Source organism: Dickeya ananatis, assembly GCF_019464615.1.
In the GTDB taxonomy this organism is placed as follows: Bacteria; Pseudomonadota; Gammaproteobacteria; order Enterobacterales; family Enterobacteriaceae; genus Dickeya; species Dickeya oryzae.
This window is the reverse complement of sequence record NZ_CP040816.1, coordinates 479,807-504,733: the sequence shown is the minus strand read 5'-3', so window position 1 is coordinate 504,733 and position 24,927 is coordinate 479,807. Positions and strand designations below refer to the sequence as shown.

Annotated in this window: 16 protein-coding genes, 3 tRNA genes and 4 rRNA genes; 13 read left to right on the top strand and 10 right to left on the bottom strand. The window is 53.8% G+C overall.

The window, feature by feature from the left end; genetic code table 11:
• Positions 1–64: 64 nt before the first annotated feature.
• From proV to emrB, 9 genes are all read left to right on the top strand, one after another.
• Entirely contained in the window at positions 65–1,267 is a 1,203-nt protein-coding gene (gene proV, locus FGI04_RS02125) for a glycine betaine/L-proline ABC transporter ATP-binding protein ProV (RefSeq protein ID WP_342699936.1), read from the top strand.
• Positions 1,260–2,450 (top strand): glycine betaine/L-proline ABC transporter permease ProW, encoded by a 1,191-nt coding sequence (gene proW, locus FGI04_RS02120; protein ID WP_342699937.1) that lies wholly within the window; start codon positions 1,260–1,262, stop codon positions 2,448–2,450. The genes proV and proW overlap by 8 nt, the downstream gene beginning before the upstream one ends.
• A 147-nt stretch (positions 2,451–2,597) precedes the next feature.
• Positions 2,598–3,608 carry a glycine betaine/L-proline ABC transporter substrate-binding protein ProX gene (gene proX / locus FGI04_RS02115; protein WP_407273958.1) on the top strand — a complete coding sequence of 337 codons (1,011 nt, stop codon included), beginning with the start codon at positions 2,598–2,600 and terminating at the stop codon, positions 3,606–3,608.
• A gap of 261 nt (positions 3,609–3,869) precedes the next feature.
• The gene (locus FGI04_RS02110) at positions 3,870–5,072 is read left to right on the top strand and encodes an MFS transporter (RefSeq protein ID WP_342699939.1); all 1,203 of its coding nucleotides are present in this window, start codon (positions 3,870–3,872) and stop codon (positions 5,070–5,072) included.
• Between the two features lie 79 nt (positions 5,073–5,151).
• Positions 5,152–5,916 carry an AzlC family ABC transporter permease gene (locus tag FGI04_RS02105; RefSeq protein WP_407274692.1) on the top strand — a complete coding sequence of 255 codons (765 nt, stop codon included), beginning with the start codon at positions 5,152–5,154 and terminating at the stop codon, positions 5,914–5,916.
• Positions 5,913–6,254, top strand: a complete 342-nt coding sequence (gene ygaH / locus FGI04_RS02100; RefSeq protein ID WP_407273960.1) for an L-valine transporter subunit YgaH — start codon at positions 5,913–5,915, stop codon at positions 6,252–6,254. Before FGI04_RS02105 ends, ygaH begins: the two co-directional genes overlap by 4 nt.
• A 174-nt stretch (positions 6,255–6,428) precedes the next feature.
• Positions 6,429–6,941: a transcriptional repressor MprA gene (gene mprA / locus FGI04_RS02095; protein ID WP_038905426.1), complete on the top strand. Its 513-nt coding sequence runs from the start codon at positions 6,429–6,431 to the stop codon at positions 6,939–6,941.
• 172 nt (positions 6,942–7,113) lie between these two features.
• Positions 7,114–8,289 carry a multidrug efflux MFS transporter periplasmic adaptor subunit EmrA gene (gene emrA / locus FGI04_RS02090; protein WP_342699941.1) on the top strand — a complete coding sequence of 392 codons (1,176 nt, stop codon included), beginning with the start codon at positions 7,114–7,116 and terminating at the stop codon, positions 8,287–8,289.
• A gap of 18 nt (positions 8,290–8,307) precedes the next feature.
• Entirely contained in the window at positions 8,308–9,840 is a 1,533-nt protein-coding gene (gene emrB / locus FGI04_RS02085) for a multidrug efflux MFS transporter permease subunit EmrB (RefSeq protein WP_407337336.1), read from the top strand.
• Positions 9,841–9,945: 105 nt separating this feature from the next.
• Here emrB and FGI04_RS02080 read toward each other — a convergent pair whose 3' ends face one another.
• Complete coding sequence (locus FGI04_RS02080) at positions 9,946–11,061, bottom strand: tRNA/rRNA methyltransferase (protein ID WP_342699943.1); 1,116 nt, start codon at positions 11,059–11,061, stop codon at positions 9,946–9,948.
• Positions 11,062–11,303: 242 nt separating this feature from the next.
• Between FGI04_RS02080 and trxC the strand changes: the two genes are divergently transcribed.
• The 4 genes from trxC to pssA all read left to right on the top strand — a co-directional run bounded on the left by trxC (position 11,304) and on the right by pssA (position 16,760).
• The gene (trxC, locus tag FGI04_RS02075) at positions 11,304–11,729 is read left to right on the top strand and encodes a thioredoxin TrxC (RefSeq protein ID WP_342699944.1); all 426 of its coding nucleotides are present in this window, start codon (positions 11,304–11,306) and stop codon (positions 11,727–11,729) included.
• Positions 11,730–11,833: 104 nt separating this feature from the next.
• Positions 11,834–12,550, top strand: a complete 717-nt coding sequence (locus FGI04_RS02070) for a tRNA-uridine aminocarboxypropyltransferase (protein WP_342699945.1) — start codon at positions 11,834–11,836, stop codon at positions 12,548–12,550.
• A gap of 33 nt (positions 12,551–12,583) precedes the next feature.
• The gene (locus FGI04_RS02065; RefSeq protein WP_342699946.1) at positions 12,584–15,250 is read left to right on the top strand and encodes a bifunctional acetate--CoA ligase family protein/GNAT family N-acetyltransferase; all 2,667 of its coding nucleotides are present in this window, start codon (positions 12,584–12,586) and stop codon (positions 15,248–15,250) included.
• 202 nt (positions 15,251–15,452) lie between these two features.
• On the top strand, positions 15,453–16,760 hold the full coding sequence (gene pssA, locus FGI04_RS02060; protein WP_407274693.1) for a CDP-diacylglycerol--serine O-phosphatidyltransferase: 1,308 nt from the start codon (positions 15,453–15,455) through the stop codon (positions 16,758–16,760).
• A 157-nt stretch (positions 16,761–16,917) separates the two neighbouring features.
• On the opposite strand, the gene FGI04_RS02055 is transcribed toward pssA, so the two are convergent.
• From FGI04_RS02055 to gmhB, 9 genes are all read right to left on the bottom strand, one after another.
• Positions 16,918–18,216 (bottom strand): MFS transporter, encoded by a 1,299-nt coding sequence (locus FGI04_RS02055; protein ID WP_342699948.1) that lies wholly within the window; start codon positions 18,214–18,216, stop codon positions 16,918–16,920.
• 329 nt (positions 18,217–18,545) lie between these two features.
• Positions 18,546–18,661 (bottom strand): 5S ribosomal RNA (gene rrf, locus FGI04_RS02050).
• A gap of 42 nt (positions 18,662–18,703) precedes the next feature.
• Positions 18,704–18,779 (bottom strand) — tRNA-Thr (locus FGI04_RS02045).
• A 14-nt stretch (positions 18,780–18,793) separates the two neighbouring features.
• Positions 18,794–18,909: ribosomal RNA gene (gene rrf / locus FGI04_RS02040) — 5S ribosomal RNA — on the bottom strand.
• 125 nt (positions 18,910–19,034) lie between these two features.
• Positions 19,035–21,940: ribosomal RNA gene (locus FGI04_RS02035) — 23S ribosomal RNA — on the bottom strand.
• Between the two features lie 167 nt (positions 21,941–22,107).
• Positions 22,108–22,183 (bottom strand) — tRNA-Ala (locus tag FGI04_RS02030).
• 111 nt (positions 22,184–22,294) lie between these two features.
• Positions 22,295–22,371, bottom strand: a tRNA-Ile gene (locus FGI04_RS02025).
• Between the two features lie 69 nt (positions 22,372–22,440).
• Positions 22,441–23,982 (bottom strand): 16S ribosomal RNA (locus tag FGI04_RS02020).
• Together the 16S, 23S and 5S rRNA genes with 3 tRNA genes alongside form the textbook arrangement of a ribosomal RNA operon.
• Before the next feature lie 369 nt (positions 23,983–24,351).
• Complete coding sequence (gene gmhB, locus FGI04_RS02015; RefSeq protein WP_029456116.1) at positions 24,352–24,918, bottom strand: D-glycero-beta-D-manno-heptose 1,7-bisphosphate 7-phosphatase; 567 nt, start codon at positions 24,916–24,918, stop codon at positions 24,352–24,354.
• Positions 24,919–24,927 lie beyond the last annotated feature (9 nt).

The following is a 24,927-nucleotide window of genomic DNA, read 5'->3' as shown; positions in this document are numbered from 1 at the left end:
AAAAGTTTCGTTCACCATGAGGCAGAAATAAGAAAATCAAACCATACAGGAAACCCTTAATTACATGGCAATTAAAATTGAAATAAGACATCTGTATAAAATATTTGGTGAGCATCCCAAGCGGGCATTCAAACTGCTGGAGCAAGGGATGAACAAAGACCAGATATTTGAGAAAACCGGTCTGACGGTTGGCGTAAAAGACGCCAGTCTGGCCATTGAAGAAGGCGAGATTTTTGTGATCATGGGATTATCCGGTTCCGGTAAATCCACCCTGGTACGCCTTCTCAATCGCCTGATTGAACCCACTCGTGGTCAGGTGCTGCTCGATGGCGAGGATATTTCCCGCCTGCCAGATAGCGCATTGCGCGCGGTACGTCGCAAGAAACTCAGTATGGTGTTTCAGTCTTTCGCACTGATGCCACATCTGAATATTCTCGACAACACCGCATTCGGCCTGGATCTCGCCGGGGTCCCGCGTGAGGAGCGCGAGCAAAAAGCGCACAACGCCCTGCAGCAAGTCGGTCTGGAGGCTTACGCCAATGCCTATCCGGACGAACTCTCCGGTGGGATGCGTCAGCGCGTCGGCCTGGCCCGTGCATTGGCGAATGACCCCGATATCCTGCTGATGGACGAAGCATTTTCCGCCCTCGACCCGTTGATCCGTACCGAGATGCAAGATGAGCTGATTAAGTTACAGGCCCGTCAGCAACGCACTATCGTGTTCATCTCACACGATTTGGATGAGGCAATGCGCATCGGCGATCGCATCGCCATCATGCACAGCGGCGAAGTGATTCAGGTTGGCACACCGGATGAAATTCTCAATAACCCGGCGAACGACTATGTACGCACCTTCTTTCGAGGCGTGGATATCAGTCAGGTATTCAGCGCCAAAGACATCGCACGCCGTCGTCCGGTGACGATCATCCGTAAGACGCCGGGCGTCGGTCCGCGATCAGCGTTGAAGATCCTGCAAGAGGAGGATCGTGAGTATGGCTATGTGCTGGAGCGAGGCCGCAAATTTATCGGCGTAGTCTCCATTGATTCACTCAAACAGGCACTGCGTGAGCAGTTGTCACTGGAGCAGGCATTGCTGTCGGCGCCAGTGCCGGTTCCGGCAGACATGCCGCTTAACGAGCTGATATCTCAGGTGGCACAAGCCCCCTGCGCCGTACCGGTTGTGGGTGAACACCATGAATACCTCGGCATTATCTCTAAAGGGATGTTGCTGCAGGCACTGGATAAGGAGAACACGCTCAATGGCTGATACCACACACGATTCGCTGGAAGAAACCCAAACACCCGATGCGGTGGCCAATACGGCCACGCCACATACATCGGGCCACCCGGCCCCTACCGACCCTTGGGCGGCGGCATCCTCGCCAGCAGACGCTTCATCAGCGGGTAATTCCCCTGCACCGGACACCAGCGCCGATCCCTGGAACACAGCACCACCACCTGCTGCCAGCGACGTACATCAGAATGGAGGCGACTGGCTGAACACCCCTGCACCGGCACAGGAACACATTAACCTGATGGACCCATTCCAGCATGCCTGGATCCCGCTCGATCGCTGGGTGACAGAAGGTATCGACTGGCTGGTACTGCATTTTCGCCCGCTGTTTCAGGGGATTCGGGTACCGGTGGATGTGATCTTGACCGGTTTCCAGCAACTGCTGACCAGTGTACCCGCGCCCATCGCCATTCTGGTGTTCTCACTGCTGGCCTGGCAGATCGCCAGTTTCGGCATGGGTGTGGTGACACTGCTGTCACTCATCGCCATCGGCGCTATTGGTGCCTGGTCTCAGGCGATGGTGACGCTGGCGCTGGTACTGACCGCCTTGTTCTTCTGCATCATCATCGGGTTACCACTGGGCATCTGGCTGGCGCACAGCGACAGGACGGCTCGTGTTGTACGACCCCTGCTGGATGCGATGCAGACCACGCCTGCGTTCGTTTATCTGGTACCGATAGTGATGCTGTTTGGCATTGGCAATGTGCCTGGCGTTGTGGTCACCATTATTTTCGCCCTGCCGCCGATTGTCCGTCTGACCCTGCTCGGTATTCGTCAGGTCCCGGCCGATTTGGTCGAGGCAGCGCAATCCTTCGGCGCCAGCCCGCGCCAAATGCTGTTTAAGGTCCAGTTGCCACTGGCGATGCCCACCATCATGGCAGGTGTCAACCAGACACTGATGCTGGCGCTCTCCATGGTGGTGATCGCATCGATGATCGCCGTCGGTGGGCTCGGACAAATGGTACTGCGCGGCATTGGCCGTCTCGACATGGGGCTGGCATCCATCGGCGGGGTCGGCATCGTGATACTGGCCATCATACTGGACCGGCTGACCCAATCTCTGGGTCAGGATGCCCGCAGTCGCGGCAACCACCACTGGTCCCACCGTGGGCCGCTGGGGCTATTGATTCGCCCCTTCATCGCCCCTCGGGCCTGACTCCACTCGGACGATAGCGTCTGACATTGCGGCTGGCATCGACCCGCCGCACACACTGATATCAGAGCCCGAGCGTCACCAGACCACGTATTGAATGACAACATGAGGACTATCCACATGAAGACTATCCACATGAGGACCATCCGTATGCGTACACGTCGCTTCGTCACCGGCATGGCAACGCTTGCCGTGACGACGGTACTCAGTACCAGCCTGTTTGCCGCCGATAACCTTCCCGGCAAAGGCATCACCGTTAAACCGGTGCAAAGCACACTCTCTGAAGAGACCTTCCAGACACTGTTGGTCAGTAAAGCGCTGGGAAAACTGGGCTATACCGTCGATAAACCCAGTGAAGTCGATTACAGCGTCGGTTACACCTCGATCGCCAACGGCGACGCCACCTTTACCGCTGTCAACTGGCAACCACTGCACGACGACATGTATCAAGCTGCCGGAGGCGACACCGCCTTCTACCGTCAGGGAACCTATGTTTCAGGTGCGGCGCAAGGGTATCTGATCGATAAAAAAACCGCCGACCAGTACCACATTACCCGCCTTGATCAGCTAAAAGACCCGAAACTGGCCAAACTGTTCGACACCAATGGCGACGGCAAAGCGGACCTGACCGGCTGTAACCCCGGGTGGGGCTGCGAAAGCGTGATTAATCACCAGATTCAGGCCTATGGACTGAGTGGAACCGTCACTCACAATCAGGGCAACTACGCAGCGCTGATCACCGACACCATTGCCCGCTACAAACAGGGGAAACCGATTCTGTATTTCACCTGGACGCCGTACTGGGTGAGCGACGTACTGGTGCCGGGGCGCGATGTTGTCTGGTTGCAGGTCCCATTCTCATCGTTGCCGGGCAAACAAAAAGATACCGATACCAGGCTGCCTAACGGCGCGAATTATGGTTTCCCCGTTAGCACTATGCGCATTGTCGCCAATAAGTCGTGGGCGCAGAAAAACCCGGCGGCGGCAAAACTGTTCGCCATCATGACGTTACCACTGGCCGACATTAACGCCCAAAACCTGCGGATGCATCAGGGTGAAGCCTCTCAGGAAGATATCGAGCGCCACGTCAACGGCTGGATTAAAGCTCATCAGGCACAGTTTGACGGTTGGATTAATACGGCCCGCGCTGCCGCGCAGTAAGTCATCCCGCTGAGTGCCCAGAGGATACCCGCCCCGGTATCCTCTGTTCTTTTACCGCCATACCCCAATGCGCGCCTTCCCCACTCGCCATTCTGCCACCTTTCGCTTCCCCGGTAGCCAAACATCATCGGACCTTTCAAAAAAGGCTGATAAAACACCTTATTATTCTCAGGGAAATTTATAAGATAAATTGCTGGATTCTCAGGTGTGACTGTTCAATACTGAACCATTATTTCATGCAACATCAAGTTAACACTCCCCATGTCTGTATCTTCTACCAAGCCCGTCGGCCTGAGTCCGGCAATGACGTTATTAATGTCCGCCGCCACCGGCCTGGCGGTAGCCAGCAACTATTACGCCCAACCTTTGCTGGATGCTATCGCCCATGCATTTAGTTTATCGGTCAATCAGGCCGGTTTTATTGTGACCGCCGCCCAACTGGGCTATGCCTGCGGCCTGATGTTTCTGGTCCCGTTGGGTGACCGGTTCGAACGCCGCAGCTTAATTGTCATCATGACACTGCTGGCCGCAGGCGGAATGCTGATCACAGCGTCTGCGCCCTCGCTATGGCTGATGGTGGCAGGCACCGCTATTACCGGGCTGTTTTCGGTGGTCGCACAAATTCTGGTGCCGCTGGCAGCGACACTGGCCTCACCGGAAAACCGGGGTAAGGTCGTTGGGACTATCATGAGCGGCCTGTTGCTGGGGATCCTGCTGGCAAGAACACTGGCAGGCGCACTGGCTTCGCTGGGTGACTGGCGTACAGTGTATTGGGTCGCCAGCGCGTTAATGACGGGGATGGCGCTATTGATGTGGCGTTTGCTGCCACAATATCACTCATCCACCGATCTGAATTACCTGCAACTGCTGGCATCCATCTTCCAGCTCTTCGGTCGTTCCCGCGTACTGCGTACCCGCGCGATACTGGGTGCGATTTCATTTTCCAACTTCAGCATCATGTGGACGTCCATGGCGTTTCTGCTGGCTGCCGCCCCTTACCACTATAGCGAAGGCGTTATTGGCCTTTTTGGCCTAGCGGGCGCCGCGGGCGCACTATCCGCCAGTCGGGCAGGCCGACTGGTTGATAAAGGCAAAGCTAAGCTCACCACCACCGTCGGCTGGTTGATGCTGGTGCTGTCATGGTTGCCGATTGCCGCAGGCGTCACGGCCGTGGTGCCATTGCTCATCGGCATCGTGGTGCTGGATATGGCGGCTCAGGGAACCCATGTCACCAATCAGAGTGTGATTTACCGTATGCACCCAGAGGCACGTAACCGTCTCACCGCCGGGTACATGACCAGCTATTTTATCGGCGGCGCGCTTGGTTCGCTTATTTCTGCCTACGCTTACCAGCATTTCGGCTGGTTGGGGGTGTCGAGCGCCGGAGGGCTGCTGAGCTTGCTAGGATTACTGGTGTGGTGGCGCAGCCATCATCACGAATCATCGTTACCCGAAGCAGGCTAGATACAGTTCAGCCAGAACCATTGCTGGCGCTGCTTTACGTCAATGATGTTATTTTTCAATGAGTCTATGCTTTCAACACGTGGATAACCTCAATACTGTGAATACCGTGACTGATGAGCACACGCCTGAACACACCGCCACCGAGGCCTCGTTTGTCAGAGGCCTGTTCGACAGCCTGCCGATTGTCATCGGCTACGTGCCGGTCGCGTTTGCGTTTGGTCTGAACGCGGTCAAACTGGGTTTCACGCCGCTGGAAGCCATTTTTCTTTCCTGCGTTATCTACGCTGGCGCCAGCCAGTTTGTCATCACAGCGCTACTGAGTGCGGGGGCGTCTATCTGGGTAGCGGCACTGACTGTCATGGCGATGGACGTGCGCCACGTCTTGTACGGCCCGTCATTACGCCATCGCATCCGGCAACGGCTCCCCACCGGCAAGACCATCTGGTGGGCCTTTGGACTCACCGACGAAGTGTTTGCCGCCGCCACCGTACGATTGTCACGGGATAACCGGCGCTGGAGTGAGTCATGGATGCTGGGCGTAGCGATAAACGCCTGGTTGTCGTGGGTCGCCGGAACAATACTCGGTGCCCTCTTCGGCAACGGCCCGCTAAACGAATACCCTGCGGTTGAGGCGGCGTTATCCTTCATGCTACCGGCACTGTTTTTGAGCTTCCTGCTTGCGTCGTTCAGGCGTCGTCAGAGTCTGGTAGTCGCCACCGCGCTAGGCGGTGCCAGCCTGGGGTTACTGGTATCGTCTATTCCCGCCGCCATTCTGGTCGGTATTGTCGGCGGATGCCTGGCATCACTGTACCAACCGGCACAATCAAAAGAAGAGACGCCATGAATACATCAGTATTATTGATTGGTCTGCTGGTGGGAACCGTTAATTTCCTATTCCGGTACCTGCCGTTACGACTGGGTGCTGGCCGGGCTCCAGGTCATTTGCAGCGAGGCAAAACCGCCCTGTTGCTCGACAGTATCGGTATTGCCTCCATCTGTGCCCTGTTGGTGGTTTCCACCCTGCCGGATATCATGCAGTACCCGGAAAGACAGCTACCGACACTGGTGGGGTTTGCCCTGCTAACACTTTGTTTTTACAAAACCCGCAGTATTGTGCTGTCGACACTGCTGGGTGCGCTATGCTATGGCGTCGTATTTAAATGGGTTCAGACAATAGCCTGAGTATCACCGGCTCATATCGTGCCCTTTATCAGCAAAAATCAGGCGGCGACAGACCGCCTCACCTGCACACCGTTCGAGCAGTGATAAAATAAGCACTAATCGACAAGTCTCTCGCATTTACCTAATTAGTAACATTCGTTACTATGCAGGTCGTGATTAATGAGGTTGACATCTATGGAAAGTTCGTTCGCTCCAATCGAAGACATGCTGCGTATGCGGGCATCACGCCGCCCGGATTTCCCTTACCGGGAGGTCTTGCTGCTGCGTTTGTTTATGCATATGCAAACTAAAATACTGGAACACCGCAATCACATGCTGAAAGAGCAGGACATCAACGAGACCCTGTTCATGGCGCTGATTACGCTGGAATCACAGGAAAACTACTGTATCCAGCCTTCTGAGTTGAGTGCTGCGCTAGGATCTTCGCGCACCAACGCCACCCGCATCGCGGATGAACTGGAAAAACGTGGCTGGATCGAGCGCCGCGAAAGCGACAGTGATCGCCGGTGTCTGTACCTGTACATGACCGAGAAAGGCAAAACCTTTCTGGACGAATTGCTGCCGCCTCAGCACCGCAACCTGCATACGCTCTGCTCTGCCCTTGAAGACAGTGAGAGAGATCAGTTGGAAGTGCTGATGCGTAAGTTGTTACTGCGTCTTGACGAAATGGAGCAGGACGGTTTCTAACCTCCGTCGCTATTCCTGACAGAGACCATCATCATCGTTGCTATGCAAACCCCCAGGGTTTGCAGATGGTGTCGTACGTTTCAAAAAAAATCGCCATCGCAATAATACCGCCATGAACGGCAATCAAAGGCCACGAAAGGCCGAAAAAAAGAAATTTAACTAGGAGAGAATTATGAGTGCCAACGTGGAAAAGCAGAGTCCACCTACAGTGCCATCAGAGCCCGGAAAAACGCGTAAAGGAATTCTCACCCTGCTGATGATCCTGTTTTTCTTTATTGGTTGTGTGTGGTTCGCTTATTGGTATCTGGTATTACGGCACCATCAGGAAACCGATGACGCCTATGTCGCCGGCAACCAGGTCCAAATTATGTCGCAGGTCAACGGCAGCGTCACTCGAGTCAACGTCGACAACACTGACTTCGTTAAAAAAGGTGATGTGCTGATTGAACTTGACCCAACCGATTCCGAGCAAGCCTTTGAGCGTGCTCAGACTACGCTGGCGAACAGCGTGCGTCAGGTTCATCAGCAGATGATCAACGTCCGTCAGTATAAAGCCAATATCGAGTTGCAACAGATTACGCTGGATCAAGCCATCAGTGACTTGAACCGCCGTGAAGTGCTGGGGCGGGCGAATGCTATCGGACGGGAAGATTTGCAACATGCCCGCGATCAGGTCGCCAGCGCCAAAGCCTCACTGGAAGCCACTAAACAGCAATATGCCGCCGCCCAGGCGCTGGTACTTAACACGTCGTTGGAGCAGCAACCGGCTATCGCACAAGCTGCGACCGACTTGCGTAACGCCTGGCTGGCGCTGAAACGCACGCATATCGTCAGTCCTGTTGATGGCTACGTGTCTCGTCGCAGCGTGCAGTTGGGTGCCCGCATTACCCCGTCATCGGCCCTGATGGCAGTCGTACCGGCAGCACCACTGTGGGTTGACGCTAACTTTAAGGAAACCCAGTTAGCCAATATGCGCATCGGCCAGCCTGCAACCGTCACCAGTGACCTTTACGGTGATAGCGTGGTGTACAAAGGCAAGGTGGTCGGTCTGGATATGGGAACCGGTAGTGCGTTCTCGCTGCTGCCTGCCCAGAATGCCACCGGTAACTGGATCAAGGTCGTACAGCGTTTGCCGGTCCGGATCGAGTTAGACCCGAAACAGCTGGCTGATAATCCGCTGCGCATTGGTTTGTCGACGTTGGTGAGTGTGGATACCGCGAATACCGATGGTAGAGTGCTTTCCGACGCAAGCCGTACAACACCGGCCTACCAGAGTGACGCACTGGATCTCGACCTGACGCCAGTCAACCAGATGATCGATCAGATCATCAGTGCTAACGCGGGCTAACCTCAGAAGGAGAGCAGCGTGACAAGAAAACCGCTTGAGGGCATGACGCTGGCTCTGATGACGTTCGCCCTGTCGCTGGCAACGTTCATGCAGGTGCTGGATTCAACGATTGCCAACGTCGCTATCCCGACTATCGCCGGGAATTTGGGGGCGTCTAACTCACAGGGCACCTGGGTCATCACGTCTTTCGGGGTCGCCAACGCCATTTCCATTCCGATCACCGGTTGGTTGGCAAAGCGATTCGGCGAGGTGCGCTTGTTCGTCTGGGCCACCGCCCTGTTTACATTAGCCTCCTGGCTGTGTGGCATATCCACCAGCCTCGAAATGTTGATCGTCTGTCGTATGCTTCAGGGGCTGGTCGCCGGTCCAATTATTCCATTGTCCCAAAGCCTGTTGCTGAACAACTACCCGCAGGCCAAACGGGGTATCGCACTGGCCATGTGGTCAATGACGGTGGTTGTTGCTCCGATCTTCGGCCCGATCCTTGGCGGCTGGATCAGTGATAACTACCACTGGGGGTGGATCTTCTTTATCAACGTACCGCTGGGTATTATCGTCGTGTTGATTACCCTGCAGATCTTGCGCGGGCGAGAGACCCAAACCGAGATCCGCCCGATTGATACGGTCGGGTTGGTTTTACTGGCAGCCGGTATCGGCAGCCTGCAGATGCTGCTGGACCGAGGAAAAGAACTGGACTGGTTTAACTCGACAGAAATCGTGACGTTGACGGTTGTTGCCGTCGTATCGCTAACGATACTGATCGTGTGGGAACTCACCGACGAACATCCGGTGGTCGACCTGTCGTTGTTTAAAATGCGGAACTTCACTCTCGGGTGCCTGTGTACCAGTCTGGCATTCATGCTCTATTTCGGTGCCATTGTACTGTTACCGCAGTTATTACAAGAGGTGTTTGGCTATACCGCCACCTGGGCCGGGCTGGCTTCCGCCCCCGTGGGGCTGATGCCAGTCATCCTTTCGCCGATCATCGGCAAATTCATGCATAAGCTGGATATGCGTCGTCTGGTGACGTTCAGCTTCATCATGTATGCGATCTGTTTCTACTGGCGGGCTTACACCTTCGAACCCGCCATGGATTTCGGTGCTTCCGCCTGGCCGCAGTTCGTACAAGGATTTGCCGTCGCCTGCTTCTTTATGCCGTTAACCACCATCACGCTCTCCGGCCTGCCGCCGGAACGTATGGCGGCCGCATCCAGCCTGTCAAACTTCGCCCGTACGCTGGCTGGCTCTATTGGTACATCGATCACCACCACATTGTGGGAACGTCGGGAAGCATTGCATCACGCACAGCTGACGGAAGCGATCAATCCCTACAATCCACTGGCACAGCAAACCTACCAACAGCTGGAAGCGATGGGGATGAGCCAACAGCAGGTGTCCAGCTATCTGGCCCAGCAGATTACCGCACAGGGACTGATTATTAGCGCCAACGAAATCTTCTGGCTGTCGGCGGGAGTATTTGTCGCGCTAATCGTGCTGGTCTGGTTTACCAAACCTCCATTTGGCAGCCACTCGGCAGGTGGCGCGCACTGATCGCATGCCACACGACACTGAATCAAAAACGGAATAAAAACCGGAATAAAAAAAGGTGGCCAGGCCACCTTTTTTTATTCACTCAATCGGCGAACCGAACATCACTTAACCGTGATGCTGCCGCCACCATTCTGCCAGCAGGATCCCGGTAGCAACCGAGATATTCAGGCTTTCCACATTGCCGGTGCCATTAATCGACACTTTGACATCGCCCTGCTGCCAGGCACTGTCTGACAAGCCATCGCCTTCCTGACCCAGCACGATCACCGTCTTTGCGGGCAGCGAGACTTTCGATAAGGTTGTGCCCTTATGGCTGGACGTCGTCACGATGGTGTAACCCGCAGCACGGAACTGCGCCAGCGCATCAACCAGACCCTCGGCACTGATTGCTTTCACGTGCTCAGCACCGCCTTCTGCAGTACGCACCGCAGCACCCGATTCCAACTGCGATGCATCATTGACCAGAACGCCTTTCACACCAAAGTGCGCACAACTACGCATGATCCCGCCCAGATTATGTGGATTACCCACATCTTCCAGCGCCAGCACACAGTCAGTTTCCCCCGCCTCACGCAGGTAAGCCGTGACATCCAAACCACGGCGTTTCTTGATCAGAAAACACACGCCGCCGTGATGTTCCGTACCAGATGCACGAACAAGCTCTTCGTCTTCCACCACGTGATAAGCCTTGCGGTTAGCCGCCATCCAGCGCAATGCATCACGAAAACGCGGTGTGACTTCCTGCAAAAACCAGCCACGAACAATGGCTTCCGGACGGCTCAAGAACAGAGCCTGACAGGCATTTTCTCCGTAAACCCGGGTTTCTTCCGCACGCTGACGGCGGATCTGCTCTGGGTCGACCTGGCTCTTGCCGCTAATTCCGCCGTGATCCGGTGTCTCTCCTGGCGCACGCGATACCGTTTTCCAGGGAGAATCAGCATATTCCGGCGATTCACTGCGAACAGGACGCTCACGCCCTGCTGACTCACCGCGCCATTTTCCGCCACGCCCGGCGCTGTCTTTATTATCCCGATCGCGCCCACTACGCGGCGCACCATCACGCCCTTTACGAGCGCCACGGTTGCTGTCGCTACGATGGCTATCCCCGTCACCACGACGCTTATCCGATGTCCGTTTTGGCTTGCTTTTCTCGTCGCCATCCTCGCTACGGACGTACATGACACGGACTTTGCCGCCCTTTCCACTCAATGTATCGCTCATGATCTTCTCCACCTACGCGCTGGGCGCGAAGATTACCCTATGTACACCGGGTTAGCCACCAGCCCGATCATAAAAGTCACTAACTATTGTAACTATTGGGTAAAACGCCTTGTTGGTGTTCAACAGGCTATCCATACTTATCCTGTTTTCGCATCACAGTTGTTGATCCTTTTGCACCAGATGGACGCATCTTCATCAACAATACACTTGATTACAGCCCTTTTTCTATCAGAGGCCCGTTTATGAATACGGTATGTGCATTCTGCAACGCCACTAATCGACTGCCAGAAGAACGTATTAATGAAAACCAGAGCGCCAAATGCGGTCGTTGCGGTCATCCCCTGTTTAATGGGGAGGTGATTAACGCCACGGAAAAGACGCTGGATAAATTACTGCAGGACGATCTGCCGGTGGTGGTGGACTTCTGGGCACCCTGGTGCGGCCCGTGCGTCAACTTTGCACCCGTATTTGAAAGCGTCGCCGACGAAAATGCCGACAAGATCCGCTTTGTGAAAGTGAACACCGAGGCAGAACCGGCTCTGAGTGCCCGTTTTCGTATCCGCAGTATCCCGACTATCATGCTCTTCAAGCAAGGGAAAATGATCGATATGCTTAACGGCGCGATGCCTAAAGCCCCTTTTGAGAGCTGGCTTAACGAATCGCTCTAAGTACGCCTTGACCCGCATCATTACCAACACCAGGCCCCGTTTGCCACACGGGGCTTTAGGTCAGCAGCCCGGTCGTTTAGAATGACGCTTTTTAACGGAAAATCATGACCGGTAACGCTGTTCTGCGTCTGCGCCAGCAACGCCTTGCTCTCTCCACGCGCCCGTTTCGCGCCCGCGGTTGCCGCGTGACGCGCTGTCAGCGCTGTCTGCTGCCGGAAATTCACTGTCTGTGCGATACCCTCTCACCCAGCACCGCTCGCAGCCGTTTCTGTCTGGTCATGTTCGATACTGAACCGCTAAAACCCAGTAATACCGGTCGTCTGATTGCCGACATTCTGCCGCAAACAGATGCCTTTTTGTGGTCTCGTACCGAACCTGACCCGGCCTTGCTTGATGCACTGCAAACCCCAGACTATCAACCCTGGCTGGTATTTCTGGCTGACGCCGACGAAGAAGGGCGTCAGGTTTGTCATCAGTTACCCGACAGTGGCAAACCACCGTTGTTTGTGATGCTCGACGGCACCTGGCCGGAAGCGCGCAAAATGTTCCGCAAAAGCCCGTACCTCGATTCATTACCAATCCTGTCGCTCAGTGTGGACGCATTATCCTGTTATCAACTGCGGGAAGCCAGTAGCGCCGGACAGCACTGCACAGCGGAAATCGCCATCGCCTTGTTGCATCAGGCTGGTGACCACGATGCTGCCAACGCGCTGGGCGCGCATTTTGATCGTTTTCGCCGCCACTATCTGGCAGGCAAAGCCCATCATGCGAAAAAGAAAATTTCATCTACTGTCACAGCAAAATCGGCAACTGACGTTTAAGATCAATCAGGTGTATTCCAACAGGAGTAACTGATGAGCCAGCGTGGATTAGAAGCACTGCTGCGACCGCGTTCAATCGCGGTGCTCGGGGCATCGGAAAAACCAGGACGGGCGGGTTTTCTGATGATGCGCAATCTGCTTGATGGCGGATTCAACGGGCCGGTGCTGCCGGTCACGCCTAAATACAAGGCAGTGTGTGGTGTTCTGGCATACCGCGACGTCGCCAGCCTGCCAATGACGCCTGACCTTGCGGTTATCTGCACACGTGCTGATCGTAATCTATCGCTGCTGGAGGCGTTGGGACAACGAGGCTGTAAAACCGTCATCGTGCTTTCCGCTCCGCCATCGCAATTCACCGAGTTGAAAAGCTGTGCCGCCCGCTACGCGATGCGCCTGTTAGGCCCGAATAGCCTCGGGCTGTTAGCCCCCTGGCAGGGGCTTAACGCCAGCTTTTCACCAGTACCGATTTTAAAAGGCAAACTGGCGTTTATTTCCCAGTCGGCGGCGGTCTCCAATACCATACTGGACTGGGCACAACAACGCGGCATTGGCTTCTCTTACTTTATCGCGCTGGGTGACAGCCTGGATATTGACGTTGATGACCTGCTGGATTTTCTGGCGCGAGACGGTAAAACTAGCGCCATTTTGCTGCATCTGGAGCACATCAGCGACGCCCGACGTTTTCTTTCTGCCGCACGCAGTGCTTCTCGTAATAAACCGATTCTGGTTATCAAAAGTGGTCGCAGCCAACAGGCGCAGCAACTGCTGTATGACGGTCAGCATGGGCTGGATGCCGCCTATGACGCCGCTATCCAGCGTGCCGGGCTGCTACGGGTGCAAGACACCCACGAACTGTTTTCGGCAGTGGAAACCCTCAGTCACTTGCGCCCGTTGCGTGGTGAGCGCTTGCTGATTGTCAGCAATGGCGCTTCCCCTGCCGCCCAGGCGCTGGATCAGTTGATTGCACGCCAGGGCAAACTGGCAAAACTGAGTGAAGCAACGCAACAGGCGTTACGCGCCGTATTGCCTGACGATGTCGCTATCGGCAATCCGCTCGATTTGCGCGATGACGCGACGCCGCAACGCTATCAGGCCACGCTGTCGGCACTACTCGATAGCGACGATTATGATGCGCTGCTGATCATTCACGCCCCCAGCGCTGCTGCTCCCGGGACGGAAAGCGCGGAAAGCCTGATTCAGTTGTTGCAGCAACACCCACGCGGCAAGCGTATTACATTACTGACCAACTGGTGCGGCGAGTTCTCCTCGCAAGAAGCGCGTCGGTTGTTCAATGAGGCGGGAATCCCGACTTATAGAACGCCGGAAGGTTCAGTCACGGCATTCATGCATATCGTTGAATACCGCCGCAACCAGAAGCAGCTAAAAGAAACCCCGGCGCTGCCTTCCGACCTCACCGCCAATACCGCACAGGCTCACCAGTTGATCAGTCAGGCATTGCTGGAAGGCGCCACCCGGCTCGATACCCATGAAGTACAGCCGATTCTGCAGGCCTACGGCCTGAATACGCTGCCGACATGGATTGCCAGCGATAGCACCGAGGCGGTGTACATCGCGGAAAAAATTGGCTATCCCGTGGCGCTTAAACTGCGCTCGCCAGATATTCCCCACAAGTCGGAAATTCAGGGCGTTATGCTGTATCTGCAAAATGCCCAGGAGGTACAACTGGCGGCAGAAGCGATGCTGGAACGGGTCAGGCATACCAACCCACAGGCACGCGTTCACGGTTTGCTGGTGCAGGGCATGGCTAATCGTACCGGTGCGCTGGAGCTACGCATCGCCGTCGAACAGGATGCTATCTTCGGCCCGATCATTATGCTGGGAGAAGGCGGTACGGAATGGAACCGGGAAACACAGGCAGCAGTAGCCTTGCCGCCGCTGAACATGGCACTGGCGCGCTACCTGATTGTTCAGGCATTAAAAAGCGGTAAGATCCGTAGCCAAAATGCCCTCAAGCCGTTGGATATTGCGGCTTTTAGCCGGTTACTGGTGCAGGTTTCCAACCTGATTCTGGATTGCCCAGAGATTGTGCGTCTGGATATTCACCCACTGCTGGCTTCCGGCGAGGAGTTTACGTTGCTGGATGTGACCTTACATTTGGCTCCCTTTAGCGGCGACCCACAATCGCGCTTATCGATTCGTCCGTATCCGCAGGAACTGGAAGAGACCGTTTTGCTCAAGGATGGCTCATCCTGCCTGTTCCGCCCTATTCTGCCTGAAGACGAACCGTTGCTAGCCCATTTTATCGGCAAAGTGACGCGTGAAGATCTGTACTACCGCTATTTCAGTGAAATCAATGAATTTACCCATGAAGATTTAGCCAATATGACCCAGATTGACTACGACCGTGAAATGGCGTTCATTGCTGTCCGGGCTGATATCACCGGTGAGCCGGAAATTATCGGGGTCACCCGCGCGATTGCCGACCCTGACAATATCAGCGCAGAATTCGCGGTACTGGTGCGTTCTGATCTGAAAGGACTGGGGTTAGGCAGAAAGCTGCTGGAGAAATTGATTCACTACGCCAGCCTCCACGGACTCAATCGCCTTAGCGGGATTACGATGCCGAATAATCAGGGAATGGTCTCGCTGGCGAAGAAACTGGGCTTTAACGTTGACGTACAACTGGAGGACGGCATTGTCACACTGGAACTGCCGTTGGGTACGCCTGTGCAGCCATAACCCCGTGCGTAGATGTGGCTGAGATCTCGCTACCGGCAGTAAAACTTGCTCACACGCCTGCCAAGTAGTGGTATCATCGCCCGATTCGGCTATGCCTTAACATGTATTTCATGACCATGTGGTCATCCCACGATGAGAGAAGAATCGCACTGTGATGTTGTCAAAATTAAAGCGGACTAAATATCAACAACACCTTGCACAATTGCCTAAAATTCCTCAGTCTGCCGATGACGTCCAGACGCTTCACAGCCCGGCGCATTTCCGTACCACGCTGACAGAGCTGATTCTGCAGGCCAGGAAACGCATCTATCTGGTGGCCTTGTATCTGGAACACGATGATGGCGGCGAAGGTATTTTGTCTGCACTCTATCAGGCCAAACGTCAATGCCCGGAACTGGAGATCAACGTACTGGTTGACTGGCATCGTGCACAACGCGGTCGTATCGGGGTCGCGGCAGATAGCACAAACGCCGATTGGTACTACGAGATGGCGCAGCGATACGATGACGCCGCTTTCCCGATTTATGGCATTCCGGTCAATACCCGTGAGGCGTTGGGTGTCTTGCACCTGAAAGGGTTTATTATCGATGACACCGTACTCTATAGCGGTGCCAGTCTGAATGATGTCTATCTCCATCAGCATGAAAAGTACCGGTATGACCGCTATCAGCTGATTCATAATCCGGTGCTGGCTGATGTCATGGCGCGTTATGTACAAGACCTGCTGGTGTCATCTGCCGTACAACGGCTGGACAACCCTTCCCGACCCAAAACCATCGACATCAAAAATGATATCCGTCAGTTCCGTCAGTCGCTGCGTTCAGCAACGTATCTGCTACCGGGTGTCGGTGACAACAACAATCGGTTGACGGTCACGCCGCTGGTTGGGCTGGGTAAACAGAGTCCACTGAATCAGACCATCCACCATTTAATGTACTGCACCGATCAGCGTCTGGTGATGTGTACGCCGTATTTCAATCTACCTGCCTTGCTGGTGCGCAACATTATTCGCCTGCTACGTGACGGCAAACAGATTGAGATTATTATTGGCGATAAAACGGCAAACGACTTTTTCATCCCGGAAGACCAACCGTTTCGGATTATCGGTGCGCTACCTTACCTGTATGAAATCAACCTGCGTCGCTTTCTGAGCCGTCTGCAGAAATATATCGACAGCAACCAGTTAGTGGTTCGCCTATGGAAGGATGGTGACAACAGTTTCCACCTTAAAGGCATGTGGGTAGATGATCATTGGCAATTACTGACGGGCAATAACCTCAATCCTCGAGCCTGGCGGTTGGATCTGGAAAACGCCATCCTGATTCATGACCCGGAACAGGTGTTGCAAGCTCAGCGTCAGCAGGAGCTGGAATGCATTCGCGCGCATACCCAGGTCATCACGCACTACCAGCAGTTGCAGAGCATTGCACAATATCCGGTAAAAGTGCGCAAACTCATCCGTCGCCTGCGCCGAATCCGTATTGACCGCCTGATTAGTCGAATTCTGTAACCCTTCGCGCCATTCCGAGGCATTCACCGCTCCGGAATGGCGCTGCATGTATCCGTTTAATTTGCTTTCGTCTGACTGAAACTGCTAAGGGTCATAAACATTCCGGCCGGAGCATAGCCGACACTGCCGTCGGCTACTGTTTATCGACGCTGGCACATCATGAGAGCTTTTCGCCTTTACCTTTATGGTGTAATCCCAGCGACACCAGAAACGCCAATGCCCCCATTAATGATACATACCAAAAGAAGGACTCCTCCGTCCCCAGCGACTTCAACGATAAAGCGACATACTCAGCAGAACCGCCAAATAAGGCATTCGCTACGGCGTAAGATAACCCGACACCCAGCGCCCTGACCTCCGGAGGAAACATTTCCGCCTTTAAAATACCACTGATAGAGGTGTAAAAGCTCACTATCACCAACGCCAGCATAACCAGAGAGAAGGCGATAACCGGGTTGGTCACCCCCTGCAAAGTAGACAGAATCGGTACCGTCAACAATGCTGATAGCGCCCCAAAAAACAGCATGGAACTACGGCGACCAATTTTATCAGATAGTGCACCGAACAACGGTTGCAGTAACATGAAGACAAACAGCGCCAGTGTCATCAATCCGCTGGCCGATTTGGCATTCATTCCGGCGGTATTCACCAGATATTTCTGCATGTAAGTCGTGTAGGTATAAAAGCTCAGCGAACCGCCCGCAGTAAACCCCAGCACCATGATAAACGCCTTGCGGTTGTGCCACAGCCCACGCAGCGATCCGGCATCTTTACGTGCACGGGTTTCGCTATTTGATGTTTCATTGAGTGAACGACGCAAAAACAGTGCCACCACCGCCAACGCCGCTCCCAGAGCAAAGGGGATACGCCATCCCCATGCGCGCAACTCCACATCAGAAAGCAGATGTTGCAGGATAACCACCACCAGTAACGCCAGCAATTGGCCACCAATCAGCGTGACATACTGGAAAGATGCATAAAATCCCTTACGCCCTTCCAGTGCCACTTCACTCATGTAAGTCGCGCTGGTCCCGTATTCGCCCCCCACGGATAGCCCTTGAAATAAACGCGCTACCAGCAGTAATAATGGTGCCCACACCCCAATCGTGGCATAACCGGGTAAGCAGGCAATCACCAACGATCCCAGACACATCATGCACACCGATATCAACATCGATTTTTTGCGACCGTATTTATCAGCGATGTAGCCAAACAACCAACCACCGATGGGACGCATCAGAAATCCGGCGGCAAAGACACCAGCAGTTTGTAACAGCTGCGTAGTCGTATTACCGGTTGGAAAGAAGATATGGGCAAAATAAAGAGAACAAAACGAATAGACGTAAAAATCAAACCACTCAACCAAATTACCCGAGGATGCGCCGACAATTGCCCAAATGCGTTGACGCGTGCTACTGACCATTATTCCATCCTGTGGCTTTATTGTATTCACCATGTATGATTCACCCTTTCTGTCTGTTATTTCATTATTCTTTTATATATAGCAGACACAATAAAACAGGCTTGAGGATTCAGGCAAAGACTAATCAGCTCATGTAATTGTTTAAGCCGAAAACAGGGTGTGATCGTTATATCCAATAGAAGTAAAACTACATGGCTGAAGCGGGCTAAATACGCGAGACATAGAGAGTAAACGAAAAGGATCCATAAAATACCGATCCATGGATCTTGCTTTCGGGAACGAAAGTCGACAAACAACAGACGACAAATAACGAACAAAACAAAAGGCCCGCTCTTTCGAACGGGCCTTTTGTTTTGTTTGATGTCTGGCAGTTCCCTACTCTCGCATGGGGAGACCCCACACTACCATCGGCGCTACGGCGTTTCACTTCTGAGTTCGGCATGGGGTCAGGTGGGACCACCGCGCTCTCGCCGCCAGACAAATTCTTTTATTCAGTTTGCCGAACGTAACTTAAAACAACTGGTGCTGATACCCAGAGTCGAACTGGGGACCTCACCCTTACCAAGGGTGCGCTCTACCAACTGAGCCATATCAGCACACAAAATTTGATGCCTGGCAGTTCCCTACTCTCGCATGGGGAGACCCCACACTACCATCGGCGCTACGGCGTTTCACTTCTGAGTTCGGCATGGGGTCAGGTGGGACCACCGCGCTCTCGCCGCCAGGCAAATTCTTTTGACGTCTTTCAACGTCCTGATTCTTCATGTCGCCGTGTATCGCTACACCACGACATCCAATCCTCGAACAAGCTAAAAATTCCGTCTCTCTCACCAAAACACCTTCGGTGTTGTAAGGTTAAGCCTCTCGGGTCATTAGTACTGGTTAGCTCAACGTATCACTACGCTTACACACCCAGCCTATCAACGTCCTCGTCTCGAACGTCCCTTCCGGGGAATCAAGTTCCCAGGGAAGACTCATCTCGGGGCAAGTTTCCCGCTTAGATGCTTTCAGCGGTTATCTCTTCCGCACGTAGCTACCGGGCAGTGCCATTGGCATGACAACCCGAACACCAGCGGTGCGTTCACTCCGGTCCTCTCGTACTAGGAGCAACCCCCCTCAATCTTCCAACGCCCACGGCAGATAGGGACCGAACTGTCTCACGACGTTCTAAACCCAGCTCGCGTACCACTTTAAATGGCGAACAGCCATACCCTTGGGACCTACTTCAGCCCCAGGATGTGATGAGCCGACATCGAGGTGCCAAACACCGCCGTCGATATGAACTCTTGGGCGGTATCAGCCTGTTATCCCCGGAGTACCTTTTATCCGTTGAGCGATGGCCCTTCCATTCAGAACCACCGGATCACTAAGACCTGCTTTCGCACCTGCTCGAGCCGTCACTCTCGCAGTCAAGCTAGCTTATGCCTTTGCACTAACCTCCTGATGTCCGACCAGGATTAGCTAACCTTCGTGCTCCTCCGTTACTCTTTGGGAGGAGACCGCCCCAGTCAAACTACCCACCAGACACTGTCCCCGGCCCGGATGACGGGCCCAGGTTAGAACATCAAACATTAAAGGGTGGTATTTCAAGGTTGGCTCCATGCAGACTGGCGTCCACACTTCAAAGCCTCCCACCTATCCTACACATCAAGGCTCAAGGTTCAGTGTCAAGCTATAGTAAAGGTTCACGGGGTCTTTCCGTCTTGCCGCGGGTACACTGCATCTTCACAGCGAGTTCAATTTCACTGAGTCTCGGGTGGAGACAGCCTGGCCATCATTACGCCATTCGTGCAGGTCGGAACTTACCCGACAAGGAATTTCGCTACCTTAGGACCGTTATAGTTACGGCCGCCGTTTACCGGGGCTTCGATCAAGAGCTTCTCCTTACGGATAACCCCATCAATTAACCTTCCGGCACCGGGCAGGCGTCACACCGTATACGTCCACTTTCGTGTTTGCACAGTGCTGTGTTTTTATTAAACAGTTGCAGCCAGCTGGTATCTGCGACTCCCGTCAGCTCCATCCGCAAGGGACTTCACCAGCAGGAGCGTGCCTTCTCCCGAAGTTACGGCACCATTTTGCCTAGTTCCTTCACCCGAGTTCTCTCAAGCGCCTGAGTATTCTCTACCTGACCACCTGTGTCGGTTTGGGGTACGATTCAATGTTACCTGATGCTTAGAGGCTTTTCCTGGAAGCAGGGCATCTGTCACTTCAGCACCGTAGTGCCTCGTCATCACGCCTCAGTGTTGACAGCAGACCGGATTTGCCTGGTCCACCCACCTGCACGCTTAAACCGGGACAACCGTCGCCCGGATGACATAGCCTTCTCCGTCCCCCCTTCGCAGTAACACCAAGTACAGGAATATTAACCTGTTTCCCATCGACTACGCTTTTCAGCCTCGCCTTAGGGGTCGACTCACCCTGCCCCGATTAACGTTGGACAGGAACCCTTGGTCTTCCGGCGTGCGGGTTTTTCACCCGCATTATCGTTACTTATGTCAGCATTCGCACTTCTGATACCTCCAGCAGCCCTCACAGGCCACCTTCACCGGCTTACAGAACGCTCCCCTACCCAACAACACATAGTGTCGCTGCCGCAGCTTCGGTGCATGGTTTTAGCCCCGTTACATCTTCCGCGCAGGCCGACTCGACCAGTGAGCTATTACGCTTTCTTTAAATGATGGCTGCTTCTAAGCCAACATCCTGGCTGTCTGGGCCTTCCCACATCGTTTCCCACTTAACCATGACTTTGGGACCTTAGCTGGCGGTCTGGGTTGTTTCCCTCTTCACGACGGACGTTAGCACCCGCCGTGTGTCTCCCGTGATAACATTCTTCGGTATTCGCAGTTTGCATCGGGTTGGTAAGCCGGGATGGCCCCCTAGCCGAAACAGTGCTCTACCCCCGAAGATGAGTTCACGAGGCGCTACCTAAATAGCTTTCGGGGAGAACCAGCTATCTCCCGGTTTGATTGGCCTTTCACCCCCAGCCACAAGTCATCCGCTAATTTTTCAACATTAGTCGGTTCGGTCCTCCAGTTAGTGTTACCCAACCTTCAACCTGCCCATGGCTAGATCACCGGGTTTCGGGTCTATACCCTGCAACTAGACGCCCAGTTAAGACTCGGTTTCCCTGCGGCTCCCCTATTCGGTTAACCTTGCTACAGAATATAAGTCGCTGACCCATTATACAAAAGGTACGCAGTCACACCTAAAAGGTGCTCCCACTGCTTGTACGTACACGGTTTCAGGTTCTATTTCACTCCCCTCGCCGGGGTTCTTTTCGCCTTTCCCTCACGGTACTGGTTCACTATCGGTCAGTCAGGAGTATTTAGCCTTGGAGGATGGTCCCCCCATGTTCAGACAGGATACCACGTGTCCCGCCCTACTCATCGAACTCACGACCTGTGCATCTTCGTGTACGGGACTGTCACCCTGTACCGTGCGCCTTTCCAGACGCTTCCACTGACACACAAGCCGATTCAGGTTCTGGGCTCCTCCCCGTTCGCTCGCCGCTACTGGGGGAATCTCGGTTGATTTCTTTTCCTCGGGGTACTGAGATGTTTCAGTTCCCCCGGTTCGCCTCATTAACCTATGGATTCAGTTAATGATAGTGTGACGAATCACACTGGGTTTCCCCATTCGGGTATCGTCGGGTATAACGGTTCATATCACCTTGCCGACGCTTTTCGCAGATTAGCACGCCCTTCATCGCCTCTGACTGCCTAGGCATCCACCGTGTACGCTTAGTCGCTTAACCTCACAACCCGAAAGTGTCTCGGGATGCGAGTATTTTGAGAGACTCGAACAACACATGAATTCTCACTCACATGCTGTCGTTTCAATTTTTCAGCTTGTTCCGGATTGTTAAAGAGCAGAATACTTCGCAGCATACTGTTGCCAGTACACTCTGAAGTCATTCATAAATGGTGGAGCTATGCGGGATCGAACCGCAGACCTCCTGCGTGCAAAGCAGGCGCTCTCCCAGCTGAGCTATAGCCCCATAGAATGCAACACGTAAACCTTTACCCGCCATTTTTTCTGAGACAAGGCGTGGAATAACGACGCATACATCAGCATGCGAGGATGTCACAACGCAGTATCAGGAGAAATCTGGTAGGCCTGAGTGGACTTGAACCACCGACCTCACCCTTATCAGGGGTGCGCTCTAACCACCTGAGCTACAAGCCTATAAGGTTTTACTGCTCATCTTCTTCATCAGACAATCTGTGTGGACACCACGCAGGCACTTCTACTCGGTAAGGAGGTGATCCAACCGCAGGTTCCCCTACGGTTACCTTGTTACGACTTCACCCCAGTCATGAATCACAAAGTGGTAAGCGCCCTCCCGAAGGTTAAGCTACCTACTTCTTTTGCAACCCACTCCCATGGTGTGACGGGCGGTGTGTACAAGGCCCGGGAACGTATTCACCGTAGCATTCTGATCTACGATTACTAGCGATTCCGACTTCATGGAGTCGAGTTGCAGACTCCAATCCGGACTACGACGTACTTTATGAGGTCCGCTTGCTCTCGCGAGGTCGCTTCTCTTTGTATACGCCATTGTAGCACGTGTGTAGCCCTACTCGTAAGGGCCATGATGACTTGACGTCATCCCCACCTTCCTCCGGTTTATCACCGGCAGTCTCCCTTGAGTTCCCACCCGAAGTGCTGGCAACAAAGGATAAGGGTTGCGCTCGTTGCGGGACTTAACCCAACATTTCACAACACGAGCTGACGACAGCCATGCAGCACCTGTCTCAGCGCTCCCGAAGGCACCCTCGTATCTCTACAAGGTTCGCTGGATGTCAAGAGTAGGTAAGGTTCTTCGCGTTGCATCGAATTAAACCACATGCTCCACCGCTTGTGCGGGCCCCCGTCAATTCATTTGAGTTTTAACCTTGCGGCCGTACTCCCCAGGCGGTCGATTTAACGCGTTAGCTCCGGAAGCCACGGTTCAAGACCACAACCTCCAAATCGACATCGTTTACAGCGTGGACTACCAGGGTATCTAATCCTGTTTGCTCCCCACGCTTTCGCACCTGAGCGTCAGTCTTCGTCCAGGGGGCCGCCTTCGCCACCGGTATTCCTCCAGATCTCTACGCATTTCACCGCTACACCTGGAATTCTACCCCCCTCTACGAGACTCTAGCCTGTCAGTTTTGAATGCAGTTCCCAGGTTAAGCCCGGGGATTTCACATCCAACTTAACAGACCGCCTGCGTGCGCTTTACGCCCAGTCATTCCGATTAACGCTTGCACCCTCCGTATTACCGCGGCTGCTGGCACGGAGTTAGCCGGTGCTTCTTCTGCGGGTAACGTCAATGGGTAAAGGTATTAACCTTACCCCCTTCCTCCCCGCTGAAAGTGCTTTACAACCCGAAGGCCTTCTTCACACACGCGGCATGGCTGCATCAGGGTTTCCCCCATTGTGCAATATTCCCCACTGCTGCCTCCCGTAGGAGTCTGGACCGTGTCTCAGTTCCAGTGTGGCTGGTCATCCTCTCAGACCAGCTAGGGATCGTCGCCTAGGTGAGCCTTTACCCCACCTACTAGCTAATCCCATCTGGGCACATCCGATGGCAAGAGGCCCGAAGGTCCCCCTCTTTGGTCTTGCGACGTTATGCGGTATTAGCTACCGTTTCCAGTAGTTATCCCCCTCCATCAGGCAGTTTCCCAGACATTACTCACCCGTCCGCCGCTCGCCGGCGGGGAAGCAAGCTTCCCCCCGCTGCCGCTCGACTTGCATGTGTTAGGCCTGCCGCCAGCGTTCAATCTGAGCCATGATCAAACTCTTCAATTTAAAGTTTGATGTGTTTTCCGAAGAAAACGGTGCTCAAAGAATTTACTGTTTATTCGTAATGAATTAACTGTTGTCACTCTTCAAGACTTTCACTAAATATTTTTAGTGAAGTGTCCTGCGAGTGCCCACACAGATTGTCTGATTGATTGTTAAAGAGCAGTGCGACCGGCCTGAGCCTGCTGTCGCGAGGTGGCGTATACTACGCTTTCCTCATGAAGTGTCAACGATTATTTTCGTTTCCACTTCCTGACACCGCGCTGCGTTGCCGCTGTTGCCGTGTCAGTGGAAGCGCATTATAGGGATCCGAACGGGTTACACAACCACTTTTTCAATCTTTTTTTCCGTTCGCGCATTTTTCCACCCTTACGGCTATTTTCCATGCTGTTTTATCGTTTTAGGCAGGTCTGCCAGGCTATCAATTACCCAATCAGCCAATTTTTCGCCCTCTTCAGTGAGCGGCTTACCCGTTTTCACCAGAACTTTGGTTCCCACTCCTGCCGCCTGTGCCGCCTGCATATCTTCCATTTTGTCGCCCACCATATAGGAAGCTGCCATATCAATATGCAGATGACGCTGCGCGGAGAGGAACATGCCAGGCTGAGGCTTACGACAATCACATTGTTGGCGGTACTCTCCTTCACCGGCATCAGGGTGATGCGGACAATAATAGATACCATCCAAATCAACACCGCGATCGGCCAGTGACCAATCCATCCATTCGGTAAGCTGCATGAACTGGTCTTCAGTAAACTTACCTCTGGCAATCCCCGACTGATTGGTCACCAACACCAAGGCAAACCCCATTTTTTTGAGTTCATGCAAGGCTTCGATGACACCATCGATAAATTGAAACTGATCGATTTCATGGACATAACCATGATCAACATTAATAGTACCGTCACGGTCGAGAAAAATTGCTGGAACGCTATTTGCCACTTACCTTTG